This window comes from Citrifermentans bemidjiense Bem, from assembly GCF_000020725.1.
Lineage (GTDB): Bacteria > Desulfobacterota > Desulfuromonadia > Geobacterales > Geobacteraceae > Geomonas > Geomonas bemidjiensis.
In genome coordinates this window covers 3,103,769-3,117,161 of sequence record NC_011146.1, presented here as the reverse complement: position 1 = coordinate 3,117,161, position 13,393 = coordinate 3,103,769, and the positions used below count along the sequence as shown (strand labels likewise).

Below are 13,393 nucleotides of genomic sequence, written 5' to 3'. Positions count from 1 at the left end.
TGAAACGACGAAAGAGCGTTGGAAATGTTCCGATGTTCCGGCGGCTGAAGCTGGGATGGTACAATTACTGCTGTTGCGCCCAGACCAGTAAAAGGAGGGTTCCCATGACACAATACCTGGTGAAATGCGGCTCCTGCGGGGCCTCGAACCGCATACCGGCGGAAAAAGAGGGTGTCCCCGGGCAGTGCGGCAACTGCCACGCCAAGTTGCCGGCACTTTACCTTCATCCCCAGCAGTTGAACAACGGCAGTTTCGACGCCTTCATCTCGGGGTATAGCGCCCCCGTGCTCGCGGAGTTTTGGGCTCCTTGGTGACCCCACTGCGTCTCATTCGCACCGGCGGTGCGGAAAGTGGCGGAACTTCTGGCGGGAGAGGCGGCGGTGGTGCAGATCAACAGCGACGAGAGCCCGCGGCTGTCGGCGCGCTTCAAGGTAAGGGGGATTCCGGTGGTGCACCTGCTGCATAAGGGAATCTCCGTCGACCAGCTCCAAGGTGCGCAGTCACCAGAGTCCGTACTGAACTGGTTCAGGCGCAACGAAAAGTCGAAGTAGGCTGCATTGACAGTCGGCCGAGCTTTGGCAGACTTACGTACACATTCAATGGACAGGGGGGAGTATGACTGGAGATCAGTTGCAGATTCTTGAGAATCAGTTGGTGGCAAACTGTCAATACAAGGGAGTACAACCCACCGTGCACAAGCTTCTGGAAAGCCTGTATGAGGGAAAGAGCCTGGACCAGATACTTGAGGAGCTGTTGGAATAGCTTTGACAGCATGCGGTCATTAGATGTAAATAACCATAGCGGCTAGAATGGCCGCCATTAATAGGAGGTGGATATGAAAAAAACAGTAGTGGCTTCCGTGCTGCTCATGGCAGCCCTGGCAATGCCAAATCTCAGCTCTGCAGCTCCCATGCGTCCCGGTCCGTATTTTTCAGGTTTCATCGGAGTGACCGTTCCTTCCGAGACCCATGCAGGAGGAGACTTCAATGACACCGTCAATTTCGATCCGGGCCTGAACATTGGTGGCACGGCGGGCATGGACTTCGGCACGGTGCGCCTCGAAGGCGAGATATCCTACAAAGAAGGGAACGTCGACACCATCTATTTCAATAACTCTCCCCCCCCGAATAGGTTCACGAATACAGACGTGAGCCTGAACGCCACCGCATTCATGGCGAACATGTTCATCGATCTGCACAACAACGGTCCCATCACGCCGTACCTTGGCGGCGGTGTCGGATTCGCCATCTTGAACCTTGACGACAAGTTCGGTGATTTCTACACTTCGGACGAAGAAGTAGTACTCGCTTACCAGGCGGGGGGGGGACTTGAGGTCGCGCTGAACCGGCAGATGTCGTTGGACCTTGGGTACCGCTATTTCCGCACCGACGAGGCAAACTTCGCCGATACCAAGATGAGGTTCGAAAGCCACAACGCAACGGTGGGCCTGAGGATCAAATTCTGAGGCTGGAGCGCAAGCGGGAGTTGAAGGAAGAACCGGCAACCGCTGCATGACAGCCGACAACTGGCTCTAACGATAAATGGGAGCCTAGGCAGCGACTGAGATAACCAGCGAAAGGAAAGGGCCAGGTACGCCGTTAAAGGTGCCCTGGCCCTTTCTTTTGCCTCTCATCTTACAAAAAGTATGATTGTGTATTCCCAATCACATACTGAAGAAAGAATTATACGTAGCTTAGCCATGTCCCAAAAATCCGAAAGAAGTAGATGGACCCCCATTCAAGTGTCGTATCGAGGTGAACCAGGTGATTTCCGGAAACTATCACAGCGGCAATGGAGGTCGGACATGGCTTACAGAGACAGGACGAACACCAAGAAAGCGGACCCTTTTGACTACTGTTTTCTCGAAGTGCAGCTGAAGAAAAAAGGGAAGGTATCCGAAAAACCTGACCAGGTGCGTCTGGTCACGGTCGACAACCAGTTGGAAACCATCATCTTCGTGCGGAACAACCTGGACGCGTGCATCGACAACATCGCCATGGTTAGAAGAACGGAGACGGTACAGAATGGATGATCGTCGCTGCAGGAAGATGAAAGCAATAAAAAAAGGCCAAGTCGTAAGACTTGGCCTTTGCTGTTTGCATGGTGGGCGATACTGGGTTCGAACCAGTGACCCCTGCCGTGTGAAGGCAGTGCTCTCCCGCTGAGCTAATCGCCCATGTGTCCCGATTAAATAGCAGATCGATTTAGCCGTGTCAAGCCCTCATTATCCAGCAGGCTGGAAGTAACAACCTCTCTTTACTCCGTTCGCTTTTCCATCTTTACTGGTATAGTTTCTTCATCTCCCTGAACCAGAACGATTTCTGAACTGGCTGGATCTTCTTTTCTTCAACGGGCATCTGGCAGAGAAAGAAGGTTCCTCCTCCGCTTATTCTCAAAGCTCAACAATAAAAGCACGCTCTCCCGCACTCTTCGGTTTGCCGTCCTTAAACATTGTTCTAATTCAGTTCTTTCACCTTGACACGCTCCTTTTGCTGTTGCTATATTGCGGCAGTTCTGACCCCTGCTGTAGGGGGCGCTCGCGGCATCGATGCCGTTGCCGTAAACTGCTTCATTTCTGTCAGTCGAATCGAATTGCCGGTTCTGTCAAGGTGTGATTGTGAAACTGGAACAAGGTCTTATTCAGGTGTATACCGGCAACGGCAAGGGTAAGACCACCGCGTCTTTGGGACTTGCGCTGCGCGCTACGGGGCGTGAGCTTAAGGTCTGCATGATCCAGTTCATGAAGGGCGGGGGGCCTTACGGCGAGCAGATGGCCGCCGAGCGCCTGGCGCCGTTTCTCACCATCATCCAGACCGGGCGCCCGGGCTGGGTCAGAAAGGGTAACCCCCACGAAGAGGACAAACAGCTGGCGGCCGAGGCGCTGGAATTGGCGGCGAAGACTGTCCAGAGCGGCGAGTACGACCTGGTGATACTCGACGAGATCAACGGTGCGGTCTCCATGGGGCTCGTCCCCGTCGACGGGGTACTCGATCTCATGCGCGGCAAGCCGCATCATGTCGAACTGGTGCTGACCGGCAGAAATGCCCACGAAAGCGTGATCGAGGCCGCCGACCTGGTAACCGAGATGCGCGAGGTCAAGCACTACTACAAGGCCGGAGTGCCGGCGCGGATCGGCATCGAGAAATAGTGACGCTTTAAAAGCTTGGTAGCTTTATATTTCAATACTGATAAATTCGGAGGTATGCCATGGCTGAAAGAAGAATACGTGTACTGGTAGGTAAGCCGGGTCTGGACGGCCATGACAGGGGAGCCAAGATCATCGCCCGCGCTTTACGCGATGCCGGTTTCGAGGTCATCTACACCGGGCTGCACCAGACTCCCGAACAGATAGTTTCCGCCGCTATCCAGGAAGACGTCGACTGCGTGGCGCTCTCCATCCTCTCCGGCGCCCACAACACGCTGCTGCCGGCGGTCAGGGAGATCATGAAGGAAAAAGGGGCGAGCGACATCGTGCTCATGGCGGGCGGCGTCATCCCGGAGGACGACATCCCGGGCCTCAAGGCTGCCGGCATCGCCGAGGTCTTTACCCCGGGTACCTCGACCGAGACCATCGTCGCCTGGATGCGCGACAACGTAACTCCGCACGCCTAAGACCTGTTCCGCATTTTGTTCTGCGTCACATGCGCCGCATTCTTGCCCACAGGCAGTTCGCGGCGCACCCGCGTAGAAGCCTGGAGAGACCCTGCGGCAACGTGTGGCAAGGCCTCTCCGATCATATATGAATTCTGGAGTTGAAACATGAGCCTTGCCGAACGTGTGCTGGATGGCGAGATACGCGCCGCGGCGCGCCTGATGCGGGATATCGACGACCGTTTCAAAAGCGCCGTCGACGAACTGAAGATCCTCTACCCCCATACCGGAAAAGCCTATATCATCGGCATCACCGGCCCGCCTGGCGCCGGCAAGTCGACCCTCGTCGACCAGGTAGTCGCGGCCTACCGCAAGAAGGACCTCCTGGTGGGTGTGGTGGCGATCGACCCGACCAGCCCTTTTTCCGGCGGCGCCATCCTGGGTGACCGCATCCGCATGAACCGCCATGCCGACGACCCCGGCGTCTTCATCAGGAGTCTCGCCACACGCGGCGCCCTGGGAGGGCTTTCGCGCTCTACCATGGACGTGCTCAACGTGATGGACGCGATGGGGCTCGACGTCATCGTGGTGGAAACGGTCGGGGTAGGGCAGGACGAGGTCGACATCGTCAGCACCGCGCACACCACCGTGGTGGTCATGGTCCCGGGTCTGGGAGACGATATCCAGGCGATCAAGGCCGGCATCCTCGAAATCGGGGACGTCTTCGTGGTCAACAAGGCGGACCGGGACGGCGCCGAGCGGACTGAGCGCGAACTGACCGCGATGCTCGAGATGAAGCACCCCGAGCCCGGCGACTGGATGCCGCACGTGATCAAGACCGAGGCGGCCAAAGGGCTCGGCATCGACCAACTGGTGGATGAATTCGAGGCGCACCACAGCTACCTCAAGGAGTCGGGCGCGCTGCAGCGCCTGATCCAGGAACGAAATGCCAAGATCTTCGCGGACACGCTGCGCGAGGAACTCTTCGAGTCAGTCTTCAGCGGCATAAAGGAAAGCGGGAAGTACCAGCAGATACTCGACGGCATGCGCGACAGGAGCACCGATCCCTACAGCGCTGTGGAAGAGGTCATGGCTGCGCGCTCTTTTTCTTGACCCTGGGACCTAAAGATGTTAATTAGAAGGCGAAATGGGGCGTAGGCCCCATTAGTCGTTTCTGGTCGGGAGTTGTCGAGATGTTTCGTAAGATACTGTTTTTTGTAGTCGTCGCTGTCGCTTTTTCCATCGTAGTTTATAAACCCTGCGCTACCTCCGAACCCTCCGCTACCCCCGGCGACCCGGCCAAGGAAGACCTCACCCGAGTAGAATACCCGAGCCTCGCCAACGTCCCTTGGAAGGGGCACTTCATCAAACCCAACGAGACCCTGGAGTCGCTCTTTGGCGCCGACTGGCCCACTGTCGCCCGCTTCAACAGGATCGACCGGCGTCACGTCTACCCGGGCATGACCATAAAGGTTCCCACGGACCTGGCCGCGGCAAAAAACTACTGTCCGCTTCCTGCCCAATACGAAGAGGCTAAGCGTTACGAAAAATACATCCTCATCGACCTGACCGAGCAGTGGATGGGAGCCTACGAGAACGGGAAGCTCAAATTCTCCGGTCCCGCCGCAACCGGCGCGACCGGCCACGAAACCCCCGTCGGCCTCTACCGCATCGATGCGCGGGATCGGCAGCACACCTCCTCGCTCTACCAGACCGAAGACGGCTCGGCGCAGTACCCGATGGACAACGCCATGCGTTTCCACATCGGTGCCGACAACGTCTCCTATTGGATCCACGCCAGGGACCTCCCCGGCAAGCCCGCCTCCCATGGCTGCGTCGGCCTCTTCGACGAGGGGATGCAGAACCGGGTGTACGGCATCCCTGAAAAGCCGGTGCTGATCGATTCTCAGAAGTTTTACGCCTGGGCTGTCGGCGAGAACGATTACGAGGACGACAGCGGCCACCTGGAAGAGCTTGAGGACGGCCCGGCCGTAGAGGTGAGGGGAGCGAACCCCGTGTACCGCAAGTGAGATAAACGAAGCGGAAGCGACTGACCCGGGCGAGGGGTTTGTTATACTCTCAAACTGTGCCCGCGTGGCGGGCGGCTTCCATCTCACAGTAGTACGGAGCGGCGGTGCATGAATTTTTCAAGGAATACCTGCAGGTGCACGGGTACTGGGTGCTCTTTCTGGGGACCTTCCTCGAAGGGGAGGCGATACTCATCTTCGCCGGGTTCCTCGCCTTCGGGGGGTACCTCAACATATATCTGGTGATGCTCTCCGCCCTTGCCGGGTCCTTTTTGGGCGACCAGTTCTACTTCCATGTCGGGCGCCGCAAAGGCCCCTTCCTCCTCAAGTTCTTCTCCTCCATAGCCAAGAAATTCAGAAAAGCCCTGAAGCTGATCGAGCGTTACGGCACCTTCGTCGCCTTCATCTCCCGCTACACCTACGGTTTCAGAATTGTGCTTCCCATCATCCTCGGCATGACGCCATTCCCCTCCCGGTCCTTCTTGTACCTTAACCTGGCATCCGCGCTCAGTTGGTCCATCGTCTTCTCCATGGCGGGGTACTTGTTCGGAAAAGCCGCCGGCCTCTTCATCGAAGATGTCGGGCGTTACGAGCCGTACCTGCTCCTCGCCTTGGGCACCATCGTCTTTTGTTTCTGGATCAGCCATTTTGTCGCTCACTGGTGGCGCCAGCGCCCCGCAAGAGCCAGGCTGAGAAGGATGAAACTCCGGAACCTCCAAAACCCTTAGCCACGGAGACACGGAGTAGGAATCCGAGAAAAGCAAAAAATGATTCTCTCCAGTTTTGATTTCTCAGATTTCCTCAGACGTCCTCCTTGCCAATGGTTTTAGCCTTTGACTCTGCAGTTGAAAACCCCGCCCTCTTGTGGTCTAATGCAGCTCCTGGTGTTCGCCTTCCCAGTTTTAACAATTCCCACTGACAAAGGTTCTGCATGGATTTGAAGCAAAGAGTATCCGTCGTTTTGGTGGGGACCCAGAGTCCCGGTAATATAGGCATGGTCTGCAGGGCTATGAAGAACATGGGGCTCTCCGACCTGCGCCTGGTAAACCCCTGCCAGGTCGATCATCTGGACGCGGTCAAGTTCGCCGTTTCCGCACGCAATCTCCTCGACTCTGCCCGGATCTTCACCTCCCTCGAAGACGCCATCGCCGACTGCGAGTTCTCCGTTGCCACCACCAGGCGCCACGGCAAATACCGCAACGAGATCTCCACCCCGGCGGAGATCGTGGAGCGCTTCTCCGCCTGTGCGCCGGCAAGCCGCATGGCGCTGGTCTTCGGGCGCGAGGACAGCGGCCTCACCACCGACGAAGTCGCCCTTTGCCGCTGGCAAGCCACCATCGAGACCGCCGACGAATTCGGTTCCCTGAACCTCTCCCAAGCGGTCCTCATCTTCTGCTACGAGTTTCTCAAAGGCGTAGCACCCGCGCCGGTGAAGCAGGCCCGCGACATTGCCGGGTCTGCCTCCCTTGAGCCGCTGTACCAGCACATGGAGCGCTCCTTCCTGAGGATCGGCTACCTCAACCCGCAAAACCCCGATCACATGATGCGGACCCTGCGTCGCATTTTCTCCCGCGCCGAACTAGACGAGCGCGAGGTCTCCTCGCTGCGCGGGCTCCTCTCCCAGATAGACTGGGCCTGCTCCGAGTTCAAAGGGAAGAAGGGCGAATGACCCTCGTCGGCACCTTGGGCTTTTGCGCCGGGCTCCTCACCAGCGGGGCGGCGGTGCCCCAGGTCTACAAGACCTACAAGACCAGGCACGCGCGCGACATTTCCATGTGGCAGCTGGTCATGTTGAGCCTCGGCATGCTGCTCTGGCTCATCTACGGCTCCATGATCGGCGACCTGCCGCTGATCCTCGCCAACACCTTTTCCATTGCGTGCTACGCCTCGCTCATTGCTATGAAGCTCCGCTATGACAGAGAGGATCGAACAAGCTAAAGTCATCGCACACGGATTTTGCGGATAACGCGGATAACTGCGGATCAAGCTAGAGCAGGGGGGGGGGTTGATCCAAAGTTATCGATTTTGATCCGCGTCATCCGCGTGCGAAGGGTTTTTAAAAAAGTCCCGTTTAATATTAAAATATGCTAAAGTGCGGCCATCCTCTGCCGAAGAGGAACCATGTGTGAGGGGCACTGGTCCTTTTAGTGACGTTTTGCAGCTGATGACTTAGCGAGGGGTTTTACAAGTGAAGATTCTCCTTACCAATGACGACGGGGTGCATTCTCCCGGTCTCGCCGCGCTCATCAAGAAGGTTTCCGAGGTGGCCGAGGTCGTAGTAGTGGCCCCGGACCGGGAACAAAGCGCCGTCTCCCACGCGCTCACCCTGCATCACCCGTTAAGAGCGGCACGCATCGGCGCCAACGTCTTCTCCGTCGAGGGGACACCTACAGACTGCGTCAACCTAGGCATTCACAGCCTTTTGTCGTACCGCCCGGACCTCGTCATCTCCGGCGTCAACCGCGGCGCCAACATAGCGGACGACGTTACCTACTCCGGCACTGTGGCGGCGGCGTTGGAGGCGACACTGATGGGTATTCCCGCTATAGCAGTCTCCCTGGTCACCCGCTCGGCAGGAGAGCATTTCGAGGCCGCGGCCGCCTGCGCGGCAAAACTTGCCGTGACCGTGCACCAAAAAGGCCTTCCGCGCGACACTTATCTCAACGTAAACGTGCCGGATCTTCCCGCGGAAAGCCTGCTGCCGCCTCTCATCACCTGCCAGGGGAAGCGCAGCTACGAGGGGACCATCGTCGACAAGGTCGACCCTCGCGGCAGGAACTACTACTGGATCGGCACCACCGACCTGAGCTTCGAGGACATTCCCGGCACCGATTATCATGCCGTTTCGAGAGGACACGTATCCATTTCACCCTTGCACATCGATCTCACCAACCATGCCTCGATCGAGATGCTGAAGTCCTGGGAATTGCCGTGATGCTGGACTTTTAGAACTCCTTTTGTTATATTTCCCCGCTGCTTGAGATCGGGGGGGAAATGAATTCTGCTGTTGCACGGAAGAGAATGGTTGCTGAGCTGGTGAAGCGTGGCATCACCGACCAGCGGGTGCTGGGCGCCATGCAGGAAATACCGAGACACATATTCGTAGAAGAGGCCATGTCGGCCCAGGCCTACAGCGACGGATCGCTGCCGATAGGCGAAAAGCAGACCATCTCGCAGCCGTACATTGTGGCGAAGATGACGCAGCTTCTGGCGCTCACCGGGCGCGAAAAGGTGCTGGAGCTGGGAACCGGCTCAGGCTACCAGGCAGCCGTCCTCGCCACCCTCGCCGACCGGGTCTGCACCGTAGAGCGCATCAGGCCGCTGGCCCTCAAGGCGCGCAAGGCTCTCGACAGCCTCAGGCTTTTGAACGTGAACCTGAAGATAGGGGACGGAACCGAGGGGTGGGCCGAGGAGGCGCCTTTCGACGCCATCCTGGTTACCGCGGGCGCCCCGCATCTTCCCGACTGCCTGGTCCAGCAGCTGGCCCCCGGGGGCAGGCTGGTGATACCGGTGGGCGACAGGATCGACCAGAAGCTCTTGCTGGTAACAAAGGGAATGGACGGCAGTGTGGCCACCGAAGAGTGCGACGGCTGCCGCTTCGTAAGACTTATTGGAAGAAACGGCTGGAATGACGAGCAGTAGCAAAGGTTGCAGACACACCATCTCAAAGCTTTGCTAAAGGAGTCTCGCATGGAAAACGAAGGACATTTAGAGGAGAAGGAACCTCTTTTTCTGGACGCCGAGCAGGACCCCGACGCACTCGAACTGGAGGAAGTCGAGGCCGAAGCCGACGAACCTGCCGAGGTAGAGGAAGAGGAAATCAAGGCCGCAGTGGTCGAGCATTTCGATGACGCCATCAAGCTCTACCTGCGCGAAATCCAGAAGACCAAGCTTCTCACCGCCGACGAGGAGAAGGAGTTGGCTGCGCGTATCGACCTGGGCGACAAGGCCGCCCGCGACCGCATGATCGTCTCCAACCTCCGCCTGGTGGTGAAGATCGCCAAGCGCTACATAAACCGCGGGCTCCCCTTCCTGGATCTCATCGAAGAAGGGAACATGGGGCTCATCAAGGCCGTGGAGCGCTTCAAGCTCTCCAAGGAGTGCCGCTTCTCCACCTACGCCACCTGGTGGATCCGGCAGTCCATCGAGCGCGCGCTGGTGAACCAGTCGCGCACCATCCGCCTGCCGGTGCACGTCTCCGACGACATCAACAAGATGCTAAGGGTGACGCGCGAACTGGTGCAGAAGATGAACCGCGAGCCGAGCATCAAGGAAGTCGCCGACACCCTTGAGGTGAACGTCACCTACGTGCGCAGGCTCATGGTCCTCCTGAAGAAGACCTACTCCATCGAGCGCCCCATGGGGGAGAACAACGACTATTTCCTTATCGACACCATAGAGGACACCTCCACCATATCGCCGGCCGTGCTCCTGGAGGACCTCAACAAGTACGAGCTGGTCTCCAAGTGGTTCGAGACCCTCTCCGACGCCGAGAAGAAGATCCTCACGCTCCGTTTTGGTCTCGACGACAAGGACCCCCAGACCCTCGACACCATCGGGCGCAGCTTCGGCGTGACCCGCGAGAGGATCAGGCAGATCGAAGCGAAATCGCTGGAAAAGCTGAGAAAGATAGTAGAAACGACCGATGTCATGGGGCGCGCGGCTGTCCCCCCGACAACTACAGGCACATAAGGAGCGGCAGGATAAATGGAAGATCTGAAAAGCATCATCAGGAACATCCCGGACTTCCCCAAGAAGGGGATACTTTTCAAGGACATCACCACGCTCTTAGGGGATGCCAAATCGTTTCAGCGCATGGTCGACCTTCTGTCGCACCGTTACGTTGGGCAGAAGATAGACAAGGTAGTGGGTGTTGAAGCGCGCGGCTTCATCATCGGCGCGGCCCTCGCGTACAAGCTCGGCGCCGGCATCGTGCTGGTGCGCAAGCCCGGCAAACTTCCGTCCAAGACGCGCAGCAAGACCTATGACCTCGAGTACGGCACCGACACCCTCGAGATCCACACCGACGCCTTCAACAAAGGCGATCGCGTGCTCATCGCCGACGACCTGCTTGCCACCGGCGGCACCATGGCAGCCGTAGTAGATTTGATCAGCAGCATGGACGTCGAGCTCGTCGAGTGCTGCTTCATGGCCGAGCTGGAGTTTTTGGAAGGGGGCAAGAAGCTCCCCGAAGGCAAAGTATTCTCCCTGCTCAAGTTCTAATAAAACTTCTTGCCAAACGGGCAGGGGTAAGGTATATAGGTCGTCTCACTTGTCCCCGTAGCTCAGCAGGATAGAGCACTTCCCTCCTAAGGAAGGGGTCGGACGTTCGAATCGTCTCGGGGACGCCAATAAAAACTAATGGGTCACGGCAACTATGCCGTGACCCATTTTTTGTTCCAGCGGTTGTGACAGTAATTCTGGAAACTCTGTCTTGGTAATGTCTTTCACGGTTAACGATGAACGATTGGGCGACACGATCACCGGCTACCTTAAGGCCCTTGGGCAGCTTGAAAAGGCTATCAGCCAGCCAAAGGATGAATATGTCCGGGATTCCGTCATCCAGCGTTTCGAGTTTATCCACGAACTGGCTTTGAAGATGCTGAAGTTGCGATTAGAACAGGAATATGTCTTTGCAAATACTCCCCGTGAAACAATGCGGGCGTCTCTTCAAGCTGGCTTCATTGAGGATGGCAATGCCTGGACTGATCTACAGAAAATGCGCAACCTGACCAGCCACACCTACAACGAGGAATTAGCCGAAGAGGTCTATGCCTTCGTTGTCGGGGAGGGTGTGTATCTGTTCCAGCAACTGGCGCAAAAGACACTTTTATGGAAGACGAACGATTGATCTTCGGCTTGGCACGGTGGCACTAACCTGTGCTGAGAGGCAATTCTGGCACATGGCAAAGACTTCTATCCTCTGTGAGCTCGGATTGTTTTGGTTCCACCACAACTTAGCGAAAATAAAGAGGTAGCGGCTTATGCTGTTGCCTCTTTTTTTTTGAGAGCCTCTCCTGATCCTCTAACAGCTGCGGCTAGGGGGAGAACTCGAATCGGTAATACGGCAAATTAAACACAGCCCCCCAAATGGCTCAAACACCTCGCTATGGCTGCTCCGTGACTGCAAAAGAATCACACCTTTGAATTAGTTAGCTAAATCACATTACATTATGGTTATATGGCGTGGTAAGTGTTCCGTCTTTTAAAAGTATCTTGGAAAATCGGTTAATTAAGATAAGGTACATGTTTTGCACACCATTCGCACTCTACCATTCCGCAATCAAAACTGGCGGGTGGATTACTGGGTTCACTAAAGGCGGGATACAGTTGAAGATCATAATTAACGTAGTTTTGGCTTTTGCATTCGTGCTTATTTCCGTACCGGCATTTGCTTTTCATTCTGGCGGTGTCGCCGAGTGCGAAGGTTGCCACTCCATGCACAACTCGTTTGAAGGTGCCGCCAATGTGACCGGTATGAGCCAGTATAAGTCCGGCCCGTACCTCCTGAAAGCTCAGGACCAGTCCGGTGCTTGCCTCAACTGCCACCAGGCTGGCGACACCACCCCCGGCCCCGTTACCGGTAAGGACAATGGCTACCACATCTCCACCGCAGGTGTTACTGCATATGACAGCACCACCCCCGTTGAATTAACCCCTGGCGGAGACTTCGCATGGCTCAAAAAGACTATGACTTTTTATTTGTGGCATGACCCATCAGTCTCCACTGAAGGTGATCGTCACGGCCACAACATCATCGCGGTAGACTTTGGCTACACCCAGGACATGGTCCTGACCGCTGCCCCTGGTGGCACCTACCCGGCAGCCAACCTGGCCTGCTCCTCCTGCCACGATCCCCATGGCAAGTACCGTCGTCTTGCCGACGGCACCAAGGCCACCACAGGTCTGCCGATTTTCAACTCCGGTTCCTACATCAACAGCAAAGATCCGATCACCGGTGTTTCCGCCGTCGGCGTGTACCGCCTCCTCGCAGGTGTAGGCTACCAGCCGAAGTCCCTTACCGGCTCCTACGCCTTCGCGAACCCATCTCCGGACGCACTTGCTCCGAGCAGCTACAACGGACTCAACGATACCATCGCAGGCGGTAAAGACCGAGTTGCTTACGGCCAGGGTATGTCCGAGTGGTGTGCTAACTGCCACACCGCAATGCACAAGGACAACTACACCTCCGGCACTAAAGGGCTGGTTCACCCTGCAGGTAACGGTGCCAAGCTGACCGCCGCCATTGCCGGCAACTACAAATCCTATGTTTCTTCCGGCATCGCCGGCACCCCCGCATCAGGTGGCTATAGCTCCCTGGCTCCGTTTGAACTCGGTTCTGGTGACTATGCCGCCATCAAAACCTTTCAGGCTAGTCCGGGTGGCGTCAGCACCTCCAGCAACGTGCTCTGCCTCTCCTGCCACCGTGCTCACGCTTCCGCCTTCGAAAGCATGACCCGCTACTACCTGGGCAACGAGTTCATGACGGTCGCTGATGCATCCAACGCCGCCGCTTACGACTCCAGCACCACCGAGAACAAGATCAACACCGGCTACAGCGTCACTCAGCAGCAGAACGCCTACAACGGCCGTCCGGCATCTCTTTTCGGACCGTACGCACGTGACTACTGCAACAAGTGCCACGCCAAAGACTAGTTTTTAGTGGGCACTTGAAACACACCTTTGGACAGTGGGGCGTGTTGTGGCGTGAAGTCGGTATATATAAACGCACAAGATGTTAGCGGCTTACTCGCCGGTCTCTCATGCCATCAAAA

General features: G+C 57.0%; 17 protein-coding genes and 2 tRNA genes. 18 read left to right on the top strand and 1 reads right to left on the bottom strand.

The genetic code is table 11. From position 1 onward, the window contains the following. Positions 1–104 precede the first annotated feature (104 nt). From GBEM_RS13465 to GBEM_RS13455, 4 genes are all read left to right on the top strand, one after another. Positions 105–551: a thioredoxin family protein gene (locus GBEM_RS13465; protein WP_012531127.1), complete on the top strand. Its 447-nt coding sequence runs from the start codon at positions 105–107 to the stop codon at positions 549–551. 64 nt (positions 552–615) lie between these two features. Further along, complete coding sequence (locus tag GBEM_RS21500) at positions 616–762, top strand: hypothetical protein (RefSeq protein WP_012531126.1); 147 nt, start codon at positions 616–618, stop codon at positions 760–762. Positions 763–835: 73 nt separating this feature from the next. Next, on the top strand, positions 836–1,465 hold the full coding sequence (locus GBEM_RS13460) for an outer membrane protein (protein ID WP_012531125.1): 630 nt from the start codon (positions 836–838) through the stop codon (positions 1,463–1,465). Positions 1,466–1,804: 339 nt separating this feature from the next. Then, positions 1,805–2,032 carry a hypothetical protein gene (locus GBEM_RS13455; RefSeq protein ID WP_012531124.1) on the top strand — a complete coding sequence of 76 codons (228 nt, stop codon included), beginning with the start codon at positions 1,805–1,807 and terminating at the stop codon, positions 2,030–2,032. Positions 2,033–2,101: 69 nt separating this feature from the next. On the opposite strand, the gene GBEM_RS13450 is transcribed toward GBEM_RS13455, so the two are convergent. Further along, a tRNA-Val gene (locus tag GBEM_RS13450) sits at positions 2,102–2,176 on the bottom strand. A 441-nt stretch (positions 2,177–2,617) separates the two neighbouring features. On the opposite strand from GBEM_RS13450, the gene cobO reads away from it, so the two are divergent. The 14 genes from cobO to GBEM_RS13380 all read left to right on the top strand — a co-directional run bounded on the left by cobO (position 2,618) and on the right by GBEM_RS13380 (position 13,274). Further along, positions 2,618–3,148, top strand: coding sequence for a cob(I)yrinic acid a,c-diamide adenosyltransferase (cobO, locus tag GBEM_RS13445; protein ID WP_012531123.1), 531 nt, complete (start codon positions 2,618–2,620; stop codon positions 3,146–3,148). A gap of 59 nt (positions 3,149–3,207) precedes the next feature. Next, entirely contained in the window at positions 3,208–3,612 is a 405-nt protein-coding gene (locus GBEM_RS13440) for a cobalamin B12-binding domain-containing protein (RefSeq protein WP_012531122.1), read from the top strand. A gap of 147 nt (positions 3,613–3,759) precedes the next feature. Continuing rightward, the gene (gene meaB, locus GBEM_RS13435; RefSeq protein ID WP_012531121.1) at positions 3,760–4,704 is read left to right on the top strand and encodes a methylmalonyl Co-A mutase-associated GTPase MeaB; all 945 of its coding nucleotides are present in this window, start codon (positions 3,760–3,762) and stop codon (positions 4,702–4,704) included. Between the two features lie 80 nt (positions 4,705–4,784). Then, positions 4,785–5,621, top strand: a complete 837-nt coding sequence (locus GBEM_RS13430; RefSeq protein ID WP_012531120.1) for a L,D-transpeptidase family protein — start codon at positions 4,785–4,787, stop codon at positions 5,619–5,621. A gap of 104 nt (positions 5,622–5,725) precedes the next feature. Further along, positions 5,726–6,346 (top strand): DedA family protein, encoded by a 621-nt coding sequence (locus GBEM_RS13425; RefSeq protein WP_012531119.1) that lies wholly within the window; start codon positions 5,726–5,728, stop codon positions 6,344–6,346. 203 nt (positions 6,347–6,549) lie between these two features. Continuing rightward, positions 6,550–7,287: an RNA methyltransferase gene (locus GBEM_RS13420; protein WP_012531118.1), complete on the top strand. Its 738-nt coding sequence runs from the start codon at positions 6,550–6,552 to the stop codon at positions 7,285–7,287. Next, on the top strand, positions 7,284–7,556 hold the full coding sequence (locus GBEM_RS13415; protein WP_012531117.1) for a SemiSWEET family sugar transporter: 273 nt from the start codon (positions 7,284–7,286) through the stop codon (positions 7,554–7,556). Before GBEM_RS13420 ends, GBEM_RS13415 begins: the two co-directional genes overlap by 4 nt. A 250-nt stretch (positions 7,557–7,806) precedes the next feature. After that, complete coding sequence (gene surE, locus GBEM_RS13410) at positions 7,807–8,553, top strand: 5'/3'-nucleotidase SurE (protein ID WP_012531116.1); 747 nt, start codon at positions 7,807–7,809, stop codon at positions 8,551–8,553. Between the two features lie 59 nt (positions 8,554–8,612). Beyond that, complete coding sequence (locus tag GBEM_RS13405) at positions 8,613–9,260, top strand: protein-L-isoaspartate(D-aspartate) O-methyltransferase (protein ID WP_012531115.1); 648 nt, start codon at positions 8,613–8,615, stop codon at positions 9,258–9,260. A 48-nt stretch (positions 9,261–9,308) separates the two neighbouring features. Then, positions 9,309–10,310 (top strand): sigma-70 family RNA polymerase sigma factor, encoded by a 1,002-nt coding sequence (locus tag GBEM_RS13400; protein ID WP_012531114.1) that lies wholly within the window; start codon positions 9,309–9,311, stop codon positions 10,308–10,310. Positions 10,311–10,325: 15 nt separating this feature from the next. Continuing rightward, complete coding sequence (locus GBEM_RS13395) at positions 10,326–10,841, top strand: adenine phosphoribosyltransferase (RefSeq protein WP_012531113.1); 516 nt, start codon at positions 10,326–10,328, stop codon at positions 10,839–10,841. A gap of 51 nt (positions 10,842–10,892) precedes the next feature. After that, a tRNA-Arg gene (locus tag GBEM_RS13390) sits at positions 10,893–10,969 on the top strand. A 116-nt stretch (positions 10,970–11,085) separates the two neighbouring features. Beyond that, a complete protein-coding gene (locus GBEM_RS13385; RefSeq protein ID WP_012531112.1) occupies positions 11,086–11,469 on the top strand; it encodes an HI0074 family nucleotidyltransferase substrate-binding subunit in 384 nt (127 codons plus the stop codon). A gap of 395 nt (positions 11,470–11,864) precedes the next feature. Then, positions 11,865–13,274: a hypothetical protein gene (locus tag GBEM_RS13380; RefSeq protein WP_012531111.1), complete on the top strand. Its 1,410-nt coding sequence runs from the start codon at positions 11,865–11,867 to the stop codon at positions 13,272–13,274. Positions 13,275–13,393: the final 119 nt, after the last annotated feature.